Annotated in this window: 19 protein-coding genes; 7 read left to right on the top strand and 12 right to left on the bottom strand. The window is 65.2% G+C overall.

The genetic code is table 11. The features are described from left to right. Window positions 1–76: 76 nt before the first annotated feature. The gene (locus tag CXY73_RS06970; protein WP_104177274.1) at window positions 77–1456 is read right to left on the bottom strand and encodes an RIP metalloprotease; all 1380 of its coding nucleotides are present in this window, start codon (window positions 1454–1456) and stop codon (window positions 77–79) included. Between the two features lie 110 nt (window positions 1457–1566). Between CXY73_RS06970 and CXY73_RS06975 the strand changes: the two genes are divergently transcribed. Both CXY73_RS06975 and CXY73_RS21915 read left to right on the top strand, forming a co-directional pair. Beyond that, a complete protein-coding gene (locus tag CXY73_RS06975; protein WP_233198190.1) occupies window positions 1567–2847 on the top strand; it encodes a serine/threonine-protein kinase in 1281 nt (426 codons plus the stop codon). Next, a complete protein-coding gene (locus tag CXY73_RS21915; protein ID WP_158254059.1) occupies window positions 2844–3311 on the top strand; it encodes a mucin-associated surface protein in 468 nt (155 codons plus the stop codon). The genes CXY73_RS06975 and CXY73_RS21915 overlap by 4 nt, the downstream gene beginning before the upstream one ends. An 8-nt stretch (window positions 3312–3319) precedes the next feature. On the opposite strand, the gene dxr is transcribed toward CXY73_RS21915, so the two are convergent. Further along, entirely contained in the window at window positions 3320–4402 is a 1083-nt protein-coding gene (gene dxr, locus CXY73_RS06985) for a 1-deoxy-D-xylulose-5-phosphate reductoisomerase (RefSeq protein WP_104177276.1), read from the bottom strand. A gap of 67 nt (window positions 4403–4469) precedes the next feature. Here dxr and CXY73_RS06990 point away from each other — a divergent pair, with 67 nt between their 5' ends. Together CXY73_RS06990 and CXY73_RS06995 are read left to right on the top strand one after the other, a co-directional pair. After that, window positions 4470–5297, top strand: coding sequence for a lysophospholipid acyltransferase family protein (locus CXY73_RS06990; RefSeq protein WP_369831222.1), 828 nt, complete (start codon window positions 4470–4472; stop codon window positions 5295–5297). Window positions 5298–5338: 41 nt separating this feature from the next. Further along, window positions 5339–6685 carry an aminotransferase class III-fold pyridoxal phosphate-dependent enzyme gene (locus CXY73_RS06995; RefSeq protein ID WP_104177277.1) on the top strand — a complete coding sequence of 449 codons (1347 nt, stop codon included), beginning with the start codon at window positions 5339–5341 and terminating at the stop codon, window positions 6683–6685. 117 nt (window positions 6686–6802) lie between these two features. Here the strand turns inward: CXY73_RS06995 and CXY73_RS07000 are convergent, their stop codons facing one another. The 4 genes from CXY73_RS07000 to CXY73_RS07015 form a co-directional block, all read right to left on the bottom strand. Continuing rightward, on the bottom strand, window positions 6803–7609 hold the full coding sequence (locus tag CXY73_RS07000; RefSeq protein ID WP_146071673.1) for a hypothetical protein: 807 nt from the start codon (window positions 7607–7609) through the stop codon (window positions 6803–6805). A 164-nt stretch (window positions 7610–7773) separates the two neighbouring features. Next, the gene (locus CXY73_RS07005) at window positions 7774–8916 is read right to left on the bottom strand and encodes a hypothetical protein (RefSeq protein WP_104177279.1); all 1143 of its coding nucleotides are present in this window, start codon (window positions 8914–8916) and stop codon (window positions 7774–7776) included. Continuing rightward, on the bottom strand, window positions 8913–9272 hold the full coding sequence (locus tag CXY73_RS07010) for a PadR family transcriptional regulator (RefSeq protein ID WP_104177280.1): 360 nt from the start codon (window positions 9270–9272) through the stop codon (window positions 8913–8915). Before CXY73_RS07010 ends, CXY73_RS07005 begins: the two co-directional genes overlap by 4 nt. A gap of 115 nt (window positions 9273–9387) precedes the next feature. Further along, window positions 9388–9870 (bottom strand): OsmC family protein, encoded by a 483-nt coding sequence (locus CXY73_RS07015; RefSeq protein WP_104139879.1) that lies wholly within the window; start codon window positions 9868–9870, stop codon window positions 9388–9390. Between the two features lie 107 nt (window positions 9871–9977). On the opposite strand from CXY73_RS07015, the gene gabT reads away from it, so the two are divergent. Continuing rightward, window positions 9978–11366, top strand: a complete 1389-nt coding sequence (gabT, locus tag CXY73_RS07020; RefSeq protein WP_104177281.1) for a 4-aminobutyrate--2-oxoglutarate transaminase — start codon at window positions 9978–9980, stop codon at window positions 11364–11366. 4 nt (window positions 11367–11370) lie between these two features. Then, a complete protein-coding gene (locus tag CXY73_RS07025) occupies window positions 11371–12363 on the top strand; it encodes an asparaginase (protein ID WP_104177282.1) in 993 nt (330 codons plus the stop codon). Between the two features lie 283 nt (window positions 12364–12646). Here the strand turns inward: CXY73_RS07025 and CXY73_RS07030 are convergent, their stop codons facing one another. From CXY73_RS07030 to CXY73_RS07045, 4 genes are read right to left on the bottom strand one after another with little or no spacing between them, the layout of a single operon-like run. Further along, window positions 12647–13453, bottom strand: a complete 807-nt coding sequence (locus tag CXY73_RS07030; protein WP_233198191.1) for an ABC transporter permease — start codon at window positions 13451–13453, stop codon at window positions 12647–12649. Further along, window positions 13450–14400, bottom strand: coding sequence for an ABC transporter permease (locus tag CXY73_RS07035; RefSeq protein WP_104177283.1), 951 nt, complete (start codon window positions 14398–14400; stop codon window positions 13450–13452). The genes CXY73_RS07030 and CXY73_RS07035 overlap by 4 nt, the downstream gene beginning before the upstream one ends. A 1-nt stretch (window position 14401) precedes the next feature. After that, a complete protein-coding gene (locus CXY73_RS07040) occupies window positions 14402–15601 on the bottom strand; it encodes an ABC transporter ATP-binding protein (RefSeq protein WP_104177284.1) in 1200 nt (399 codons plus the stop codon). Then, a complete protein-coding gene (locus CXY73_RS07045) occupies window positions 15601–16815 on the bottom strand; it encodes a PotD/PotF family extracellular solute-binding protein (protein ID WP_104139894.1) in 1215 nt (404 codons plus the stop codon). Before CXY73_RS07045 ends, CXY73_RS07040 begins: the two co-directional genes overlap by 1 nt. A gap of 220 nt (window positions 16816–17035) precedes the next feature. Here CXY73_RS07045 and ald point away from each other — a divergent pair, with 220 nt between their 5' ends. Then, window positions 17036–18151, top strand: a complete 1116-nt coding sequence (gene ald, locus CXY73_RS07050) for an alanine dehydrogenase (protein WP_104177285.1) — start codon at window positions 17036–17038, stop codon at window positions 18149–18151. Here ald and CXY73_RS07055 read toward each other — a convergent pair. Next, window positions 18148–19476 (bottom strand): hypothetical protein, encoded by a 1329-nt coding sequence (locus CXY73_RS07055; RefSeq protein WP_104177286.1) that lies wholly within the window; start codon window positions 19474–19476, stop codon window positions 18148–18150. The genes ald and CXY73_RS07055 overlap by 4 nt on opposite strands. Beyond that, window positions 19473–21119 carry an FtsK/SpoIIIE domain-containing protein gene (locus CXY73_RS07060; RefSeq protein ID WP_104177287.1) on the bottom strand — a complete coding sequence of 549 codons (1647 nt, stop codon included), beginning with the start codon at window positions 21117–21119 and terminating at the stop codon, window positions 19473–19475. The genes CXY73_RS07055 and CXY73_RS07060 overlap by 4 nt, the downstream gene beginning before the upstream one ends. Window positions 21120–21208: the final 89 nt, after the last annotated feature.

Genomic DNA, 21208 nt, shown 5'->3' on the forward strand with positions numbered 1-21208 from the left:
CAGCTCAGTCTTTGGGCGTCCAGTTCGCGACATGACTCATCATAACACTTAACCAATGAATTTACGACGCAAGACACTAGCCGAAGAAGTTGATCGGCTTGACGATGTCAGCGTAGATCAGCAGCAGACTCATGCCGCCGAGCAGAATGATGACCACGAGGGTGAGCGGCATGAGCTTGGCCATGTCGACCGGCCCTGGGTCTGGCCGTTCGAAGAGCTTTGCGAAGAATCGACGGATGCCTTCCCACAGCGCGCCGACCACGTGGCCGCCGTCCAGCGGAAGCAGGGGCACCAGGTTGAACACGAACAGGGCGATATTGAGGGATCCGAGCAGGCCGAGCATGCTCGCGACCTTGTCGGCGACCGGAATGGTGTCGATGCTGGCGAGCTCGCCGGCCACTCGGCCGACGCCGACCACGCTGATCGGGCCGTTTAGGTCACGCTCCCCCGGCCCGAACGCCGCGTTGGCCACGGCCACGAGCCGGTCGGGCAGGTTGAGAATCAGGTGAGCAACATTGGCAATGTTGTCGCCGACCATGGGCAGCACGGCGGTTGCTGGCTGAGGCACCATTTCGGCGGCTGCTCCGATGCCGACGAACCCGACCTCCTCGGTGACCGCGGTGCCGGAGGCCTCCGTTTTGATTTCGTTTTCGTCGGTATAGACGTAGCGTTCGGTCAATTTGGGGGCCAGCGAGAGGTCAAGCTCGGCACCGTCACGTTCGACCACGACCGCGACGGTGCGCCCGGCTGAAGCACGAATTATGTCAGTGGACTGTTCCCAGGTCGAGATGGCGGTTCCGCCGATGCTGACCAGGCGGTCACCCGGTTGCAGGCCGGCGGCGGCTCCGGGTGAGGCTTCGTCGCTTGCCGTGCAGGTCTGGCGATCGCTCGATGCTGGCAGCACGCACTCGCTCACGCTGCCGACGGTGGTGCTGATCTGCGGGGAGCCGAATCCCATCAGTAGAATCGAGAACATAACGATCGCGATGAGCAGGTTCATGGTCGGCCCGCCGAGCATGATGATCACACGCTGGTAGACCGGCAGCTGGTAGAAGGCGCGGTGGTCTTCACCCTCGCCGATGGTCTCGGCACTCGCCTCGCGGGCGTCGTCGGCCAGGGTCGACAGGGCGCTCATCTTCTTCTCCGGCGTGCCCTCCTGCACCATTTGATCGAAGAACCCGGTAGTCGTGCTCCGCGGCGCTCCACCCTTCTTCGACGGCGGGAACATACCGATCATGGCGATATAGCCGCCCATGGGGATGGCCTTGACTCCGTACTCGGTTTCGCCCTTGGTGCGCGACCAGAGTGTCGGGCCGAAGCCGATCATGTACTGGGTGACCTTGACGCCAAACAGCTTTGCGGGCACCAGATGGCCGATTTCATGCAGGCCAATAGAGAGGGCGAGGCCAACGACGACAATGGCGACGCCCAGTATGAACAGCAGTACGGTTTCCACTGTCGTAGAGTAACCGCATCAAGCTGCAAAGCGGCTGGTTATGCCGACCAACCTCCCCCAGGAGGGGACGCATGTGGTTGGCTAGAGGTCGGACGCACTAGGAGGTCCCCTTGTCTCACGAAACCATGCCTACGCAGAAGCTTCCAGCACCCGCTCCAGCCGTGCCGCCGACTCTCGGCCCCGTCGGCAGTCTATTGGCCGACCGTTTCAGCATCGAGAATCTGATCGGCACCGGGGGGATGGCATCCGTTTATCGGGCCACCGACACCGCCTTGGGCCGTACCGTCGCCGTCAAGCTGTTTCGTGCCGACGGCGGTGGCACTGAGCCCGAACGCCAGAGCGGCGAGATCGCCCTGCTCGCGAGTCTGAACCATTTCGCGCTGGTCACCCTGTTCGATGCCGGAACTACCACGGTCGACGGCGCTCCGCGCACCTTCATCGTGATGGAACTCGTCGACGGCCCCGACCTGCGCACCCGTATCGAAGACGGCCCGGTGCCGAGCGTCGACGTGGCCGGCATGGGCGCCGACCTCGCCGAGGCGCTGCACTACGTGCACGAGCGGGGCATCATCCACCGGGATGTCAAGCCGGCCAACGTGCTACTGGCACCCTCCGGTTTTCCGGGCCGCGGCATGCACGCCAAGCTCGCCGACTTCGGCATCGCCAGGCTGCTCGACGAAACCAGGCTGACGGCGACCGGGTCGCTGCTTGGCACCGCCAGCTATCTCAGCCCGGAGCAGGCGCTCGGTGGCGCTATCGGTGCGCCAACGGATGTCTACTCGCTCGGCCTGGTGCTGCTCGAATGCCTCACCGGAATGCGCGCCTATCCCGGTACCGCCGTGGAATCGGCCATGGCCCGGTTGCAGCGTCAGCCGGAGATCCCAAGCGCTCTCGGCACTGAATGGACCGAAGTTCTGCGCACGATGACCGCCCGCGACCCCGCCGACCGCCCCACTGCTGCCGAGGCCGCCGAGGTGCTACGTGCGCTCGCCGCCGGCAGCAGCAGCACGGATGTACCTACCGTGCTGCTGCTGCCGGCGGTACCGGCTGCCGCGCCCGACCCCACCCTGGTACTACCGGCCGTGACTCCCGCAGCCACCTTGCTACTGCCGGCCGATGCGGCTCCGACCGAGATTCTGAAAGCGGATGCTCCCGCCAGCGTTCCAGCCGCCAACACTGCGGCGGCGCGCCCGGCCAAGCCGCGCCGCCCGGCGCACCGGCGAATGCTGGCCGTGGTCGTAAGTGGACTCCTCCTCATCGCCCTCGCCGTCGTAGCTCTGTTCCTGCTCAACCCGGCCGAGGCACCCGCCGTGCTGCCACCGAGCTACCCGACCGTCGACGGCACGCTCGGCACCCACCTTCAGGAGCTTCAGGAAAGCGTGAACCCATGAATCGACGCAAGCGATTGACCCTCGTTCTGGCCGTCGGGCTGCTACTGCCGCTGTCCGGTTGCACGGCCGACCCGGTCGACCTGCAGGCCGCCACGGCCGCGAATTTGCAGACAGAGATTCTGGCGATCACCGAGGCTTCCGCCGCCGGCGACTTCAGCAACGCCCAGTCGCTGCTCACCGCTTTACAGGCGAATCTGCGCACGGCGGCTGCTTCCGGCCAGGTCAGCACCGAGCGCTCAGCGTCGATTCAGTCCGCGATCAATTCGGTGCGCGGCGACTTGACCGTTGAGATCGATGCCGCTGTGGTTGCCGCCGAGGCGGCAGCTCAGGCAGCAGCGGAGGCTGCAGCTGCTGCCCAGCAGCAGAACGACGAAAATGCTAAGGATCGCGCCGAGCAGGCCAAGGAAAACGCGGAAAACGCCAAGAAAGACGCTGAGAAAGCTAAAGAAGACCGCGACGACTGACCGGCGCGTTACTGAACTGCGATGAGCTTGTCGGCGGCGGTACGCGCCCAGCGTTCGGCCTCGGCCAGCGACTCCCGGCTGAGCTCGCCGCCCTGTTCGTGGGATTCGACCACGCGCAGCACCGTGTCGATGATATCGAGAAAGCCGATGCGTCCGGCGTGAAAAGCTGCCACGGCCTGCTCATTGGCCGCGTTGAACACCGCGGGATAGGTGCCGCCCTTGCGGCCGACCCTCTTGGCCAGCTCGACCGCCGGAAAAGCGGCATCGTCGAGCGGTTCGAAGGTCCAGCTATGCGGCACGGTCCAGTCGATCGGGGCGCCGACGGCGGCGACCCGGTTCGGCCAATCCAGCCCAAGCGAAATCGGCAGCCGCATGTCCGGGGGCGAGGCCTGAGCGATCGTCGAACCATCGACGAATTCAACCATGGAATGCACCACGGATTGCGGGTGTACGACGGCGTCGATGCGGTCGTACTCCACGTCGAACAGCAGGTGCGCTTCGATGATTTCTAAGCCCTTGTTGACCAGGGTCGCCGAGTTCGTGGTCACCACAAGCCCCATGTTCCAGGTCGGGTGTGCGAGCGCCTGCGCCGGGGTCACTCGAGCGAGCTCGTCCAAACTGAAACCGCGAAAGGGCCCACCGGATGCCGTCAGCACGAGCCGACGCACCTCACCCTGGGTCCCCGCGAGTAACGCCTGCGCGATCGCCGAATGTTCGGAGTCCACCGGCACGATCTGCCCCGGCGCAGCAAGACTCTTCACGAGGTCGCCGCCGACAATCAGCGACTCCTTGTTGGCCAGGGCCAGGGTGCGCCCGGCCTTCAGCGCGGCCAGGGTCGGACCGAGGCCGACCGAGCCGGTGATGCCATTCAGCACAACATCGGCGTCGACGTCCCGAACGAGCTGCTCGGCCTCGTCTGCGCCAAGCGCGGTGTCGTCGACAGCGAAGTCAGCCGCCTGCTGCTCAAGCAATTCGCGATTGCGCCCGGCCGACAGACCCACCACCTCGAACCGCTCTGGGTTGGCGCGAACGACGTCCAGGGCCTGGGTTCCGATCGAGCCAGTAGACCCGAGAATGATAACTCTGCGCATACCTCCATGCTAGGTGCCGGGCGCGGCGTATGTTCGATGCTGGCCAGTCTTGGCGTAGTGTCAACGGGTGACTGGTGCCGATGCAGAACTCAAAGACAACGCTAAAACCATCACGATCGACACTTCAGAGCCAGTCGCCCCTGACGATGTGCAGGACGAACCGGAGCGGGTCAAGCGCCCGGGATTCGTCTATTTTCTCGGTTATGGCATCATGGCGCCCGTCGCTCGAATCGTTTTTCGACCGAATATCGTGGGCCGCGAGAACATCCCGGCGACCGGCCGTGTCATTCTCGCGAGCAACCACCTCTCGTTCATCGACAGCATCGTCATTCCGCTTGTCGCCACCCGCCGCGTGCAGTTTCTGGCGAAATCGACCTACTTCACCGGAACCGGTTTCAACGGCTGGGTGTCCCGCACCTTCTTCACCGCGATCGGCGCCATCGGAGTGGAACGCGGAGCCGGACAGGCCGCGCAGGTCGCGCTCGACGCCGGCCGCTGCGTGCTCGACGCCGAGGGCGCCTTCGCTATTTACCCGGAGGGAACCCGCTCCCTCGACGGACGCCTCTACAAGGGCCGCACCGGCGTCGCCTGGCTGGCACTCGCCACCGGAGCCGTCGTCGTTCCGGTCGGACTGATCGGTACCCAGGAGATTCAGCCGGTCGGTACCAAGGTGCCCCGCATCCGCAAGGTCACCGTCACCTTCGGCGAACCGCTCGACCTCGGCCACCACGGCCCGGCCACCTCCGGCAAGGCCCGCCGGCAGGCAACGGATGAGATCATGGCGGCTATTCATCAGCTGTCCGGTCAGGAATTGGCCAACGCCTACAACGAATCCCCGCCGGTCGGCACCCTAAATCGCCTCGCTCACCGGGTGTTTCCGCGCGAACGCCTATAGCGGCGGTCTGCCTGACGCGCTGACGGTCATAGGCTGGATGAATGACTGCAACGTATTCGGTGCCCCAGCAACGCAAACTCGTGACGGCTCTTCCCGGCCCCAAGTCGGTTGAACTTCAGGCCAGGCGTGAGAAGACGGTCGCCCGCGGCGCCGGAACCCTCGCCAACATCTACATGGATCACGGCGCTGGGGCCATTCTGGTCGACGTCGACGGTAACCAGATCATCGACCTCGGCTGCGGTATCGGCGTGACCACGATCGGTCATGCGCATCCGGATGTCGCGGCGGCAGCATCCGCTCAGGCAGCGAAGTTGACCCACACCCTATTCACTGTGACGCCGTACGAGAACTATGTGGCCGTGGCTGAGAAGCTCGCCGACATCACTCCCGGCGACTTTGAGAAGCACTCGATTCTGGTCAACACCGGCGCAGAGGCCGTGGAGAACGCGGTGAAGATCGCCCGCAAGTTCACCGGTCGCCGCGCCATCGTGGCACTCGACCACGCCTTCCACGGACGCACCAACCTAACCATGGCGATGACGTACCGGCCCTGGCCGGAACGGGCCGGCATGGGCCCGTTCCCCGGAGAAATCTACAGTGTGCCGACGAGTTACCCGTTCCGCGATGGCCTGAGCGGGCTCGAAGCGGCCGAGAAGACCATCGATTACATCACGACCCACATCGGCGCGACCGAGATCGCGGCGTTCTTCGTCGAGCCGATCCAGGGCGACGGTGGCATCGTCATTCCCGCGCCCGGTTACTTCAAGCGCATTCGCGAATTCTGCACCGAGAACGGCATCGTCTTCGTGGCCGATGAGATTCAGGCTGGCCTGGCCCGCACCGGGGTCTGGTACTCGATCGAGCACCACGACGTCGTGCCCGACCTGGTCACCACGGCCAAGGGCATCGCCGGCGGCTTTCCGCTCGCCGCCGTCACGGGACGTGCCGACATCATGGATTCAGTGCAGCCCGGCGGCATCGGCGGCACCTTCGGCGGCAACCCGGTCTCGACCGCAGCCGCCCTCACGGTGTTTAACCTGATCGAGCGCGACAACCTGCTCGACGAAGCGAAACGCGTCGAGGCCGCGCTCTGGGCGCGCATCGGCGACTGGGCGCAGAAGTTCTCCATCGTTGGCGAGGTGCGCGGCAAGGGCGCCATGTTCGGCGTCGAGCTCGTGCACCCCGGCACCAAGAAGCCGTACCCCGAGGCGCTCACCGCCGTGATCAAGCACGCCACGACGAACGGCGTCATCGCGCTGGATGCCGGAAGCTGGGATTCCGTGCTGCGCATCATGCCGAGTGTCGTGATCTCCGACGAGCTCATCGACGACGCGGCGACCGTGCTCGAAGAGGCTATCACCGCCCTGGTCGCCGCCTACCCCGCGTAACCCGAGGCCGCGTCCCGCCCCCTCGCCGAGCCGTGAGTTTCGGCCAGCGAGCCGTGAGTGTGAGGCCAGTTCAACGCTGAAATGGCCTCAAACCCCCGGCTCGGCGACGGGTAACTACTACAGCGGTGGGCTCGTCACTATGCGCGTCGTACACCCCAGCTCGCCAGGCTCGATCCAGGCACGATCGAAGCCCCAAAATTCCACGACGCCGTCCGCACCGCGCACCGCGACGATGCACTCGCGTTCGCCCGGAACACCGACGGCGGCGAGGAACTCGCCATCTACGACAGCAGTGTCGACGGTCATGAAGTCCTCGTGGAACGCCGCTTCCACGTCGTACTGGAGGCTCCCGCTCGACGCGGCACCGAGAACCGCCGCGAGCACGGCCTCGGCGTCGTCGGGTAAGGCCGGGAGCGGCGCCGCGGTCGGGGTCGTGATAGCAGGGTTGTCCGGGCAGTTGATGCCCTTTCGCGTGACCGGATGCGGCAGACGAAAGACCTCGTAGCGAAAACATTTCGTGGCGCTGCCCTCGCCGTACGAGGAATCGCCGATCCCGCCCGCATTCTTCTGCTCCACATCTACCCGGATGCGCACTTCGATGCGGGCGCCGGACTCGTCACCAGAGCTCCCGCTCCAGGCGAGTGTGTCCGCGTAGACCGTGGATCCGCGGGCGCCTGCCGCGGAATTCAGCGGAGTGATGTAGGTGGCCGCAAACCACTCCGCATCGCGTACCCGCGACACCGGCGAGTCCAGGTCGTCGGTGAGCTCCGCAGCGATGTGGTCGACCATGTCGGCAGCGACGCTCTCACCGGTAGCGCAGCCGGTCAGTGCAAGCACTGCAACGGTCGCCGCAGCACCCGCGCCAAGCCATCGTGTTCGCGCAACCGACAGATTGCGCGGCCCTCTGGCGGTGTTTCGACTCATGGTTCCCCCTCGTGCTACCTTAACCCGTGCAATCCTTCGGGTCGAGGTTCGCGCCTACCCCGCGTAGTCGCCCGCGGCAACCCAGTCGGTGATGTCAAGAGACTAGGGCGGCGGCAGGTCGAGTGCAGACGGGCTGATGACGGTCGGCACGTCGGACGGGCGCGTCATTGTTCGGCCACTGGCGCACCGAGTACTCTCGGTTCCGGCGATAGCGTGGGCGCGGGTGACGGCGTCGGCGACGGCGTGGGCGTAGGCGTGGGCGATGGCTCCCCCGCCGCCGGCACCACGATGAGCGGCCGGACCTGGGCGAACGGGAACGGCGACGGCGCGGCATCCGCTTGGTAAGCCTGCCCGAGATAGTCGTAGGTGGAGTCGACATCCGCTGACCTCACCAGACGCAGCGGGTACACGTTCCAGCCGCTGCCGCCCGGCACTAACAGGCTCGGCACCACTATGTCCTGCTCGCCGGTCGCATCAAGAAGTTGGGGCAGGTAGTGCGTATTGGCCGGGTCGTTGACCACGTTGAGCGCGCGGCCGTCTTGGTCGAACAGCTGCACGTCGGTGAGTGGCTGGCCGTCGGCGTCGTAGGCGAACACGTTGGTCACTTCCTGGCCGTTCTGCATCAGTCCCGGCATGCTGTACGGGTCGTACTCCACATACCCGCCGGCCTGCGCATTCGCCGCCTGGTGCGCCGTAAGAATAAGCACCCACGGCAGCGCCAGGACCGCGCACACGCTGACCACGGTGCGAAAGCGCGGCAGCCAGCGCCAGGGCAGCCATCGGCTGCGCCCCCATTGCACGCTCAGAACCACGAAGGTCCCGAGCGCGAGAGCGCGCACCGGGTTGGTCGGCATGGTGCCGATCGCGCCGCCCACAAAGATCTCCGCGACCGCGTAGACCACCCAGCCGCGCAACACCCACCACAGCGGGCGCAAGACGAGCAGAAAGTCGAGGACCGCTGCACCGGCCGCAGTCGAGCGGATGCACCGAGTCACGTTCACCCGAATGCCTCCGACCCGAATTCGCAGCCGGCGCAGCCCCGACACCCGAACGGTGGGTGCCGTTCCCCGCACGGGGAGCCCGGCCGCGCTGCGCAGCTCGTCGGCGTAGGCGACCGGATCGCCGAGGTCGAAGTCTGGCGCATCGGCAGGGGCGCCGGCATCATCGAAGTCAGCGGCCTGCTCGGTCAGGTCGGCTTCAAGGCCGTCGGTGAGGTCATCGATTTCATCAGCCGGAAGGTCGCTCAGGGCCGCCCGCACTGCCAAGGCGAAGTCGTGAATGGAATGGGTGGTGGCGGTTTGGCTCATGACTTGTCACCGATCGTACGTAGGTGGGCTGTGGGTTGCGGCTTTTCGAGCAGCTGGGTGAGGGTATCGGCGAAGGCGGTCCAGTTCACGCGTTGTTCGGCGAGCATGGCCCTGCCGTTCTCGTTCATTCCGTAATACTTGCGGTGCGGACCGCCGTCGGACGGCACGACATAGCTCGACAGCGCCCCCGCGCTGTACAGCCGGCGCAGGGTGCCGTAGACCGACGCGTCACCGACCTCATCGAGCCCGGCGGCGCGCAACCGGCGCACGATGTCATAGCCGTAGCCGTCATCTTCGACGATCACGGCCAGGACGGCCATGTCGAGCACCCCCTTGAGTAACTGGGTGGTATCCATCGGCTTCCCTTCGATCGGCCTGACCCTCAACGCACCCCACACTACTACGCAATCCGCGCTACCGTGCCATGCGCAATCTGAACCCTCGCGCCGAGCCTTGAGTTTCCGCTACATCTCAGGTGACCGTGACCGGCTCGTGACCGACCGGAAAGTTCACCGAGGCCGCGATAAAGCATTCGCGGGCGGCCTCAGCGTGCAGGGACTGCGCGAACTCAATCTGCTCGGGGTCGGTAATCGTGACCCGTGGCCGCAAGGTCACCGTCGTGAAGTGGCCGCCACCTCCCGACACCTGTTCCATCGTGCCGACCGGGGTATCCGTATACGCCGTCACCGTGACCCCGTTTCGGGCCGCCACGTGCAGATACGACAGCAGGTGGCACTGGCTGAGCGCGGCGAGCAGCAGTTCCTCAGGGTTCCAGCGGTCGTTGTCGCCGTGAAAAGTCGGGTCCGACGAGCCGCTGATCGGTAACTTCTCAGCGGAAGCCCGCCCGGCCGGCGAAATCAGATGGTCGCGCCCATAGGCACGGTAATGGCTTGTTCCGGTGCCGCGATTGCCGGTCCACTCGACCCGCACCGCATATTCGTGCACTCCGTTCATATTTCTCCTCTATCTATGCAAGATTCTGCTTTACAAGATTCTTGCAGGCTGCTCAGGAACACCGCGCCCTCGGTCGGTCCAGCACAATTGGGTACAGTTGGATCATCATGACTGACACTCTCACGAACTCTGCCACCGTTGCCGCCACCACTTACTCTGTAGCGCAGGAACGAAAGATCGTCACGGCCATTCCCGGTCCGATCTCGGCGGCACTGCACGAGCGACGTCGGGCAGTCGTCTCCGACGGAGTCAGTTCCATGCTGCCCGTCTACATTGCCAAGGCCAACGGAGCGATCCTGGTCGACGTGGACGGCAACCAGTTCATCGACCTCGGTGCCGGCATCGGCGTCACCACGATCGGACACACCGAAACGAGCGTCGTCGCGGCCGCCGTCGAACAGTCCCAGGACTTCCTCCACACCCTGTTCACAGTGACCCCCTACGAAGAATACGTTCGGGTCGCCGAGCTGCTCGCCGAGCACACCCCCGGTGACTTTGCCAAGAAAAGCGTACTCATCAACTCCGGCGCCGAAGCCGTCGAGAACGGCGTGAAGATCGCCCGCAAGTACACCGGCCGTCGAGCCGTCGCGGTGCTCGACCACGCCTACCACGGCCGTACCGTGCTGACCATGGCCATGAATTACAAGGCCATGCCCTACGCCACCGGTTACGGCCCGCTCGCCAGCGACGTCTACCACGCACCGAGCTCCTACCCGTATCACGACGGTCTCACCGGGGCCGAAGCGGCCGCGCGCACCGTTGCCTACCTCGACAAGGTAATCGGGGCATCCGACCTGGCCTGCCTCGTCGTCGAACCCATTCAGGGTGAGGGTGGTTTCATGGTGCCGGCGGATGGCTACCTGCCCGCCCTGCAGAAATGGTGCACCAAAAACGGTGTCGTCATGATCGCCGACGAAATTCAGAGTGGAATGGCCCGCACCGGAAAGTACTACGCAAGCGAGCACTTCGGTTGGATCCCCGACCTCGTCCTCACCGCCAAGGGCATCGCCGGCGGCTTCCCGCTCGCGGCCGTCACCGGCCGCGCCGAGATCATGGACGCCTCCCAGGCCGGCGGCCTCGGCGGCACCTTCGGCGGCAACCCCGTCTCCTGCGCCGCGGCGATCGCCGTGTTCGACGCGATCGAGGCCAACAACCTGCTCGCTCAGGCGCAGCGCATCGAGAAGTCCCTCACCGCGGGTCTGACCGCTCTGAAGAACAAGTACGACATCATCGGTGAGATTCGCGGCCGCGGCGCCATGATGGCGATCGAACTCGTGCAGCCCGGTACCGGCTACACGACGAAGGCCCCGAACGCCGCTGCGGTGACCGCCATCTCCGCATACGCCAGCCAGAACGGCGTGCTGCTGCTCACCGCCGGCACCTACGGCAACGTGCTGCGGTTCCTGCCGAGCCTCGCGCTCTCCGATGCGCTCATCATCGACGCCCTCTCGGTGATCGACGATGCTATCGCTGCACTGACCGCGCCCACCCGCTGACGCCGTGACTGAAACTTTCACGGTTGACGGTTCCGTCGAGCTCGCCGTCGTCGAACGCAGCGGGTTCATCGAATCCCGGCACGCTGGTTCGGCTGTCGTGCTCGGTACCAACGGCGAAGTGCTGCGTGCCCTCGGCGATGTCACCAGCGCCGTCTTTCCGCGCTCGGCCATGAAACCGTTCCAGGCTGTCGCGGTCATGGCGAGTGGCGTCGCCCTACGGGGAGCGGATGCTGCCATCGCCACCGCGAGTCACATCGGTACCGCGGAACACATCGCACTGGTTCGCGGGCTGCTCGCCCGGGCCGGAGTGCCCGAAACGGCACTCGCCTGCCCGGCGGCGTGGCCGATCGACTCCGCCGCGCGGGATGCGCTGGTGAAACGCGGGGCCGGCAAAGCTCCGGTGTACATGGAGTGCTCGGGCAAGCACGCGGCAATGCTCGTCGCCTGCCAGCAGAACGGCTGGGCGATCGAGGGTTATCTGGAGCCGGAGCATCCGCTGCAAAAACGTATTCTCGACGTGCTCGAGCGGTTCACCGGCGAACGTCCGCTGGCCTCGGGCATTGATGGTTGCGGCGCTCCCGTGCACGCCATTTCGCTCATCGGCCTGGCCCGCGGCATCGCCCGCATCGCCACGAGCAAGTCCAACTCGCCGTTCGCGATCTACCGTGAAGCCGGTTTTCTGGCCGAAGCTGTTCGTGCCAACGGCTGGGTCGTGGCCGGCTCAGGTCACTCCGACAGCATCGTCATCGACCGGCTCGGCCTGTTCGTGAAGGGCGGCGCCGAGGGCATCATGGTGGCCGCCGCCGAAAACGGCACCACCGTGGCGCTGAAGATTCTGGACGGCAACCTGCGCGCCGCAGCGGCGGTTGCCGTGGGTCTGCTCGCCGACGCCGGTGCGATCAAGCGACTGGATGTCGAAGAGTTACTGCCTGAGCTCGGCCTCACCGTGACCGGCGGTGGCCGGCCGGTGGGGGAAATTCGCGCCAGCTACGTCTAACCGAGTCGATGGCGACGGCCCGTGCAATCTGCACGGTGACTTCGGGTAATTGCAACTTTGCCACCAGGCGGTGCACCCGGTTGACCACCGCTGAGGTGAGCGAATCAATGCCTGCATAGACGCTGCCCACCGCGATCTGACCGCCGATGTCGGCGGCCAGCCACGGTTTGTGATCGCGTGCGATTACGTGGTGGTGCAAGGGCGCCCTCGATCTCGACGATCTGCGCGACCGGCTTGCCCGAATCGGGCGGGTCCCGGCGGACCGGCTCGTCGCTCCTCGCGTCTAGCTGAGCCTGGCCAGGCGTCGCGCCTTGGCCGCTCCCGCCACCTGCACCGTCACGACCACGATGATGGCAATAATGAACACGGCCGAGGCGAGCACGTTGGCCTCAGCCGGAATGCCGCGGGCCGCCGAAATATAGATATATTTTGGGAATGTCGACACCGCGCCGGAGTTGAAGTTCGTGATGATGAAGTCATCGAAGGACAGGGCGAACGACAGCAGAGCGGCTGCGAGGATCCCCGGCAACAACAACGGAAAGGTGATGCGGGCGAACACTTGCGCGGCAGAACCGTAGAGGTCACGACCAGCCTCTTCGAGCGCCGGGTCGAGGCTCGCGACCCGGGCCTTGACCGTGACCACCACGAAACTGATGCAGAACATGGTGTGAGCGAGAATGATCGTCAGCATGTCTTTCGGCACCCCGACCGACAAAAACTGTGCAGCCAGGCCGGCACCGAGCACGACCTCCGGGGTCGCCATCGGCAGAAACAGCAGCAGGCTGGTCTGCGACCGAAACTTGAACCGGTAGCGCACGATGGCGATCGCGATCATGGTGCCGAAGGTCGTCGCAATAACGGTGGCGACAACCCCGATGAACAGGCTGTTGCCGAAGGCTTGACAGACGGCTCCGTTCTGCACATTGCAGACGCCCCGCCATTTATCTAAGGTGAAGCCCTGCCAGGTGATGTTCGACTTGAGCGAGTCGTTGAAGGAGTAGACGAAGGTGTACCCGATCGGAATCATCAGGAACAGCAGGGCCAAGGCACTGTAAGCCGGCAGCAACCATTTGCCGAGGGAGAGTTTCACAGCAGCTCCTCCGTTCCGGATCGTTTGACGTAGATGCTGACGATCACCAGGATCACGGTCATCAGAATGATCGACAGGGCAGCGGCTGCCGGAAAGTTCTGCAGCACCAGAAAGTTGGTTTCAATCACGTTACCCATCATCTGGGTGCCGGTACCGCCGAGAAAGTCCCGGCTGGCATTGATATAGTCGCCCGCCGCGGGAATGAAGGTGAGCAACGTGCCCGCGACGATACCGGGCATCGACAGCGGAATGGTGACCTTGCGGAACACGTGGAACGGGCTCGCGTACAGGTCGCTGCCCGCCTCGAGGTAGCGCACGTCGAGCCGCTCAAGGGTCGTGTAGAGCGGCAGGGTCATGAACGGAATGAAGTTATAGGTGAGACCGAAGATCACCGAGAACGCGGTGCCGGTCACGTGCGCTTCCGGCGCCATCAGCGACAGTGCCTTGAGCGTCTGCACCACGAAGGACTCATCGGAGAACAGTTGCTTCCAGGCCAGGGTGCGCAGCAGAAAGCTGATGAAGAACGGCGCGATCACGAGCACGAGCATGAGGCTCTGCAGTAGCGGCCACTTTCGCGCCTTCACCCCGATGAAGTAGGCCAACGGGTAGCTGATCAGCAGAGCGAAGAACGTCGCCGCGAGCGCATAACTGAACGAACGCACGATGTGCGGCCAGTAAGTCGTGACAACTTCGACGTAGTTCTGCCAGCGGAAGGCGTAATCGTACTGACCGATATCCCCGAACTCCCGCGGCGCCTGGAACGAGGTCAGCAAAAGCGACACCAGCGGGGTGAGAAAGAACAGCACCAGATACAGGATGCCCGGCAGCAGCAGAAACAAGGCCACCGGGCTGCGGCGCCTGGCGGCCGGATCGGTCGACGGCGCGGTCGTGGGTGGCGGCGCGGTCGTGGGTGGCGGCGCGGTCGAGGAAAATGCGGCGAAGGCCATCTCAGGCCTCCTCGAGCTCCGTGAGCAGCGATGACCGACGCTGCTGGGCGATTGTCTTGGTGTCGAGGTCGGCTTCGAATCTCGGACTCTGGGCGGGATCGTCGTCGAGACCGAAGCCGTGGACGACATTCCAGCTGAGCCAACAAGAGGCGCCGACGTGCGCGGCCGGGCCGAAGACCATGTTCTGGGCGAATACCACCAGGGTGCCGACGCCCGGCACGTCGACGAGGTATTGCGTGCTGACCCCGCTGAACGACACATCGATGACCCGGCCCGGGCCCAGCACGTTGCGGCCGGTGTCCTGGACCGGTGCTTCAGCGTGCAGGATGACCTTCTCGGGACGCACACCGATGGTGACTTCGCCCGACACTCGGTGGGCTCGCTCCAGCGGCACCACGATCTTCTGGCCAGAAACGTCGACGGCGATGGCGGTGCTCGTGGTGGACACGACCGGACCGGTGAACAGGTTGGACTGGCCCAGAAAGTTTGCGACGAACGAGGTCTTGGGTAGTTCGTAAAGCTGCTGCGGCTCACCCATCTGCTCGATTCGGCCCTTGTTCATGACCGCGATGGTGTCGGCCATGGTCATGGCTTCCTCCTGGTCGTGGGTCACGTGCAGAAAGGTCAGGCCCACCTCCTCCTGGATGGTTTTCAGTTCGAGCTGCATCTGACGCCGCAGTTTGAGGTCGAGGGCGCCGAGCGGCTCATCGAGCAGCAGCAGCGCCGGCCGATTGACGATGGCGCGAGCGAGGGCAACGCGTTGTTGCTGGCCGCCGGATAGTTGCTGCGGTTTACGGTGGGCGAGGTGGTCGAGCTCCACCAGGAGAAGCGCCTCGTGCGCCTTGGCCACCGGGCCTGCGATTTTGCGTCGGCGCAGCCCGAAGGCGACGTTCTCCAGCACGGTCATGTGCGGAAACAGTGCGTAGCTCTGGAACACGGTGTTGACCGGACGTTGAAAGGATTTCCGATTCGTCACATCCGCTCCCGCGATCAGGATGCGGCCGCTGGTCGGTTCTTCCAGTCCGGCGACGAGGCGGAGGGTCGTCGTTTTTCCGCAGCCCGAGGGGCCCAGCAGCGCGAAGAACGATCCGGCCGGAATGGTGAGGTTGAGGTTTTCAATGGCGGTGAACCCGGGGAAACGTTTTTCGATGCCGACCAGTTCCAGGTCAGCACCACGATCGGCGAACGCACCGACGGCCATCAGGCTGCGCCCAGCAGGATCGCCTGGAACTGGTTATTGAACGTCTGCTCTTCGGTGCCGTCGAGACCGCGAAAGACGTAGGCGTTGGCGAGAGTGGCATCGTCGGGAAAGATCAGCGGGTCTTCGGCCAACGCCGGGTCGATGGCCATCATGGCTTCCTTGGCCCCGACGACCGGGGTGATGTAGTTGACATAGGCGGCGACCTCGGCAGCGACGGCCGGGTCGTAGTAGTAGTTGATGAGCTCCTCGACATTCTTCTTACCGGGCGAGCCGATCGGCACCACGAAGTTGTCGTTCCAGAGGGTGCCACCCCTCTCGGGAACGATGAAGCCCCACTTGTCGCCGTTTTCGGCGTTGAGCTGCACGATGTCGCCGGACCAGACGATGGCGGCGAGGGTGTCTTCGTTGGCGAGGTCTTCCTTATAGGAGTTGCCCTTGATGTTTCGGATCTGGCCGTCAGAGACCTGCTTCTCGAATTCGTCGATAGCCGCGGTGAACTCATCTTCGCCCCAGTCGCCGGAGATGTCGACGCCTTGATCGAGCATGATCAGGCCCATCGTGTCGCGCATTTCGGAGAGCACACCGACGCGGCCCTTCAGGTCGGCAGCCCAAAGGTCTTCGACCGAGGCCAACCCCTGGGGATACTTCTCCTTGTTCCAAGCCAGACCCGCGAAGCCACCCTGCCACGGCACGCTCATGGCCCGCCCCGGGTCGAAGTCGACGTCCTGCAGCGACGGCAGCAGATTGGCGAGGTTGGGAATGTTGGCGTGATCGAGTTCCTGGGTGTAGCCGAATCGAATCATGCGGCTGACCATCCAGTCGGTCAGACAGGCGACATCGGCACCGATGTCCTGGCCAAGGGCGAGCTGGTCCTTGACCTTGCCGTAATAGGAGTTGTTATCGTCGACGGCTTCGGTGTACTTGACCGAAATGCCGGTCTGTGCCTTGAACGCGTCGAGGGTCGGATAGCTGCCGGCATCATCCACGTCGATGTAGAGCGCCCAGTTGTCCCAGCGGATGGACTTGTCAGTGGCCGAGGTATCGGCCGCGGCGGTGGGTTTGGCCGTGGCGCCGGAGGAGCACGCGGCGAGCGCGAGCGCGGTAGCGCCGGCACCGGCGCCGGCCAGCAGTGTACGACGGCCCATTTGCGAGTTCTGCGCCCGACGAATGAGCTGGCGGATCATGGGATCAGCAGGCAGCGGCTTGGACTTCATCTGGTTCTCCTAGCATTCTGAGCACGCAGACGGTCAGGGCTAACGACGTTGCGAGTTGGTCGATAGTTGCACATATCGGTGGAAATTACACTTAAAAGTGTTCAAAACATTGATCTTGGAACCGATTTGTCACGAAATCAGCACATACTTGCAACATTCGCCCGTGAAATCGTCGCTTCACCGAGACTAGGGTGGTGGCCAGGAGCGAGAGAGGGACACCATGAGAATCGCAGTTCCCACCGAGACCAAGAATAATGAATTTCGGGTCGCGATCACCCCGGCGGGGGTGCACGATCTTGTGTTGCACGGTCACGATGTGGTCGTGCAGGCCGGGGCTGGGGCGGGTTCCTCGATCAGCGATGAGCAGTATCGCTCGGCCGGTGCGACGATTCTGCCGGACGCCGCGAGCGTCTGGGCGGCCGCCGACCTCCTGCTCAAGGTGAAAGAACCGATAGCGAGCGAGTACGGCTATTTTCGGGACGATCTGGTGCTGTTCACCTATTTGCACCTCGCCGCCGAACCCGACCTGACGAGGGCGCTGCTTGTGAGTCAGGTCACCGCGATCGCCTACGAAACCGTGCAGTTACCCTCCCGTGCGCTTCCGCTGCTCGCGCCCATGAGCGATGTCGCCGGTCGCCTCGCACCGATCGTGGGTGCCAATGCCATGCTCAAACCGAACGGTGGCCCGGGTCTGCTGGTGCCCGGCGTTCCCGGCACGCATCCGGCCAAGATCGCCGTGCTTGGCGGCGGTGTCGCCGGAACCGCTGCGATGCAGGTGTCGCTCGGCCTCGGCGCGGAGGTGACCGTGCTCGACACGAATCTGTTTCGGCTGCGTGAGATCGACGCCCTGCACTTCGGTCGGGTCAAGACCATCGCCTCGAATAGCTTCGAGATCGACAAAGCCGTCATGGAGGCCGATATGGTCATCGGTTCGGTGCTGATTCCTGGTGCCAAGGCACCCAAGCTGGTCAGCAACGAGCTGGTGTCGCGCATGAAATCGGGCAGCGTGCTCGTGGACATCGCCGTTGACCAGGGCGGCTGCTTTGCTGACAGCCATCCGACCACTCACGCCGACCCCACCTTCACCGTGCACCGATCCTTGTTCTACTGTGTCGCCAATATGCCCGGCGCTGTGCCGCACACCTCGACCTATGCCTTGACGAATGCGACCCTGCCGTACGTGCGCGCCCTCGCCACGTTCGGCTGGGTGAATGCACTGCGCGCCGATGCCGCGCTGGCGCAGGGACTCAACGTGTTCGGCGGCCGCCTGATCAGTCCCCCGGTCGCGCTCGCCCACGGGATGACGCACCGGCAGCTCGCCGAGGTGCTGGCCTAGCCGCTCGCCAAGCTGCCGTCCGGTTCCGGCAGGACCGCCCGAGTCACGTCGCCATCGGGGTGCAGCACCCAGACTCGGCCGCGCCCGGGAGCCAGCGGTGGCGGCAACTGACGGCGGTGACTGACCATCCGAAAATCGGACAGGCCACACCGATCGAATACGATGCTGGCCGGCCCGCCGTTGAGCCGACCGCGTGCAGTCTGCCCACTTGTAATCTGGCCACGCAGCCGAGTCAGCAGGGTCCAGTGTGCCTGCCAGGTTTCGGCGTCACCGACGACGACCAGCCGGCCGGGAGCATCCGTTTGACCGGTTTCGACGCTGATCAGGGCGGATGCTGTCGGCCCGGTCGTTCCCGCCAGCTCCACCACCGGCACCCTCAGCACAGCGCGCAGTCGCGCGGCGGTGCGCGCCGGTGACGACGATACGACAAGCAGCGGGCCGTGGTCGGGCAGCTGCGGAGTCGATCGGGCGAGCGGGGTGAGTTGCACCTGCACGGGCACCGGAGCCAGCAGTTGCACGCAGGTGTTGTGCCAGACTCCCCCACCGGCCGGCAGGGAGGCGTGGTAGTTGGCCGACAGCCCGCCGGCGGCGAGATGATCCTGCACGCTGGAAAGTTTGAGCAACAGGGTGCTCGGGCAGAGGGAAGCGAGTCCGGGAACCGCGCTGGTCAGCCGCTGCACGGCGACGACGAGGTGCACGCCGGCGGCAGGGCCATCGCGCAGTAATCCAGTGAGCAGATCGGCGGCGGCTAGTCGATGATCCGGCTGCCAGCGCGCCGAAACCGAATCGAAGTCGTCGAGCAGCAACAGTCGCGGCAGCGCTGTGGTCTGCTGTCCGCTTTCAATGCGCATGCTCACCCGTTCCAATGCGTCCCAGGTCGACTCGACGTCGGCGTTCACTAATTCAATGGCGATTTGGGCACCACGCTCGCGTTCGGCCACCCGGGCGATGGTGCACAGCAGCGTGGACTTGCCCGAGCCGGACCCGCCCACGACGAGCAGGTGACCGTCAATCTCGGGGGCGTAGGCGAACACGCGGTACCGCTGGCTGTCGGGCTCGTCGAGCACACCGAGGGGGTAGCCGGGAGCCGGGACACCCTCGACGGTGAACCGGCGCAGATCGGCCTCGGTCACCAGCGTCGGCAGCGCATTCAGCCACGGGCGCCGCGGTGCAGTACCGCCGGAGAAACGCGCCGCAATCTCCAGAATGTCGCTCTCCCCGGTCGAGGCGACCTGGCAGAGCACCGGCTCGACGGTATCGGTGGCGATCACGCACCGACCGGGTTGATTTGGATCCAGCGTGGCCGCAGCATCCGTTCCGATCACGGCCTGGCTGTCAGCCCGGTTATTGACCCGCAGCGAAAGGCGCAGGCTGCATTGGCCATCAGGGCATCGCGCACCACCCCGGCCGGTCGTTGAGTGCACAAGATCAGGTGCACGCCGAGCGACCGCCCGCGCGCAGCAATGTCGACGAACAGGGCGTGCAGCTCCGGAAAGGCCCCGAGCATGGCCGCGAATTCATCGACAACGATGACCAGTCGGGGCAGCGGATGCTCCAGCTCGGTCAGATTCCGCGCGCCAGCAGTGCTGAGCATCCGCTCTCGGAAGCGCAGTTCGGCCCCCAGACTGGCCAGGGCGCGGGCAGCCGTCTGGGAATCGAGATCGGTGATGAGCCCGACGCAGTGCGGAAGCCGGCTGAGGGGCGCAAATGCGGCGCCGCCCTTGAAATCAACGAGTAAGAAATTCACCTGTTCCGCTGAATGCACAGCGGCCAGGGACGCCACCCAGGTCGTCAAGAGCTCACTCTTGCCGCTGCCGGTCGTGCCGCCCACGATGGCGTGCGGTCCGGCTCGCACTAGATCGATGAGTACCGGCCCAGCTGGTCCGACTCCGATCACGCAACCCAGGCCGGTCGGGGCAACCGACGCCGGGTCGGCGGTTGCGCTGCCGCCTGCCGTGAGTAAGTCTGTCAGGGTAACGCCGACCGGGATCGCCCCGGCCGAGGTGACGAGGCCGGCGTCGCTGGCCTGGCGGGTGAGCGCCGCTGCAAAGTCGGTGGCCGCGGCCCTGGTCAGCAGTTCCGGGAAGAAATCGATGGCCGGCGCCCGATTCGGCGACCGGACCAGCTGCGCTCGGCCGGGACCGATCACCCGCACAACGGTTCCGCACCCCGGCGGCAGATCGTCGAGCCGGGTCGCAACGGCGACCAACAGTCGCCCCTGGCCGCGGTCGCGCGCGGTGCGTGCCGATGTTCCCGACGTCGCCTGATGCAGCACGATGTGCCGAGTTGCTGGTCGCACGTCGTCGTGTGGAAACGCGGCTGCCCACTCCCACTCGGGGCCGGTATCCAGGTCCAGGCCGACGTCGGTCGGGGGCAGTGCGAAGCACAGCTGCACGAGCACCGCCCGGGCCAGGGCTTCGGGAAGAGGTGCAGCCCCGACGATGCCGAGTCCGTGCGTCAGGTCGACGACGATCGGAGCGTCGGTGATGATCGCGGCCCAGTCACGAAGTTCTCGATGGTCGTTCGGAGCTGTCGCCCCGCCCAACCGAATGCCACTCGGTGCCGGGCCACAGCCCAGGGTGACGAGCGTGGCATCCGTTTGCCGCCAGCGCGCGGCGGAGGCACGGCCGAGCACGATGTCCCTGGCCGAGGGAGTCTGCTGCCAGGCGTCCTCCCTCCAGCGGGCCTGGCGTTCGGTGATCGCCACCCGAAGCACCGCGACGGCGTCGGCCTGTGCGGCAGTTTCGGTCCGGCGGCGTTTGCGCCCGGCGCGCCGCGAGTCGACCATGCTGGCCACCGCGATGAGCGGGCTGAGCACGGCGAAGATCAGTGCGAACGCTGACCCGGTGATCGACCAGATCAGGCCGGCGGCAGCCAGTGGTGCCACAGTGGCGAGAAGCGGAAATCCGGCCGGTGGCGCCGCGGAGGACGCCGGCGGCAGGCTGAGGTTCTCGTCAACGGTCGACACAGCACCAGCAGACCAGAGGATCGGCTCCGCGTGGGGCGGGCGAGAGCTATCCGTGCGTAATCCGCGTTTGGGTGCCTGGTGGAGGAGCA

The organism is Cryobacterium sp. Y50 (assembly GCF_002929805.1).
Lineage (GTDB): Bacteria > Actinomycetota > Actinomycetes > Actinomycetales > Microbacteriaceae > Cryobacterium.

Excerpts from the sequence above, each read along its gene's own strand:
- dxr (WP_104177276.1), bottom strand. The coding sequence starts at position 4,402 with ATGCGCAGAGTTATCATTCTCGGGTCTACTGGCTCGATCGGAACCCAG.
- CXY73_RS07035 (WP_104177283.1), bottom strand. The coding sequence starts at position 14,400 with ATGGCCTTCGCCGCATTTTCCTCGACCGCGCCGCCACCCACGACCGCG.
- CXY73_RS21915 (WP_158254059.1), top strand. The coding sequence starts at position 2,844 with ATGAATCGACGCAAGCGATTGACCCTCGTTCTGGCCGTCGGGCTGCTA.
- CXY73_RS07045 (WP_104139894.1), bottom strand. The coding sequence starts at position 16,815 with ATGAAGTCCAAGCCGCTGCCTGCTGATCCCATGATCCGCCAGCTCATT.
- CXY73_RS07005 (WP_104177279.1), bottom strand. The coding sequence starts at position 8,916 with ATGAGCCAAACCGCCACCACCCATTCCATTCACGACTTCGCCTTGGCA.
- CXY73_RS06995 (WP_104177277.1), top strand. The coding sequence starts at position 5,339 with ATGACTGCAACGTATTCGGTGCCCCAGCAACGCAAACTCGTGACGGCT.
- CXY73_RS07040 (WP_104177284.1), bottom strand. The coding sequence starts at position 15,601 with ATGGCCGTCGGTGCGTTCGCCGATCGTGGTGCTGACCTGGAACTGGTC.
- gabT (WP_104177281.1), top strand. The coding sequence starts at position 9,978 with ATGACTGACACTCTCACGAACTCTGCCACCGTTGCCGCCACCACTTAC.
- CXY73_RS07015 (WP_104139879.1), bottom strand. The coding sequence starts at position 9,870 with ATGAACGGAGTGCACGAATATGCGGTGCGGGTCGAGTGGACCGGCAAT.
- CXY73_RS07000 (WP_146071673.1), bottom strand. The coding sequence starts at position 7,609 with ATGAGTCGAAACACCGCCAGAGGGCCGCGCAATCTGTCGGTTGCGCGA.
- CXY73_RS07010 (WP_104177280.1), bottom strand. The coding sequence starts at position 9,272 with ATGGATACCACCCAGTTACTCAAGGGGGTGCTCGACATGGCCGTCCTG.
- ald (WP_104177285.1), top strand. The coding sequence starts at position 17,036 with ATGAGAATCGCAGTTCCCACCGAGACCAAGAATAATGAATTTCGGGTC.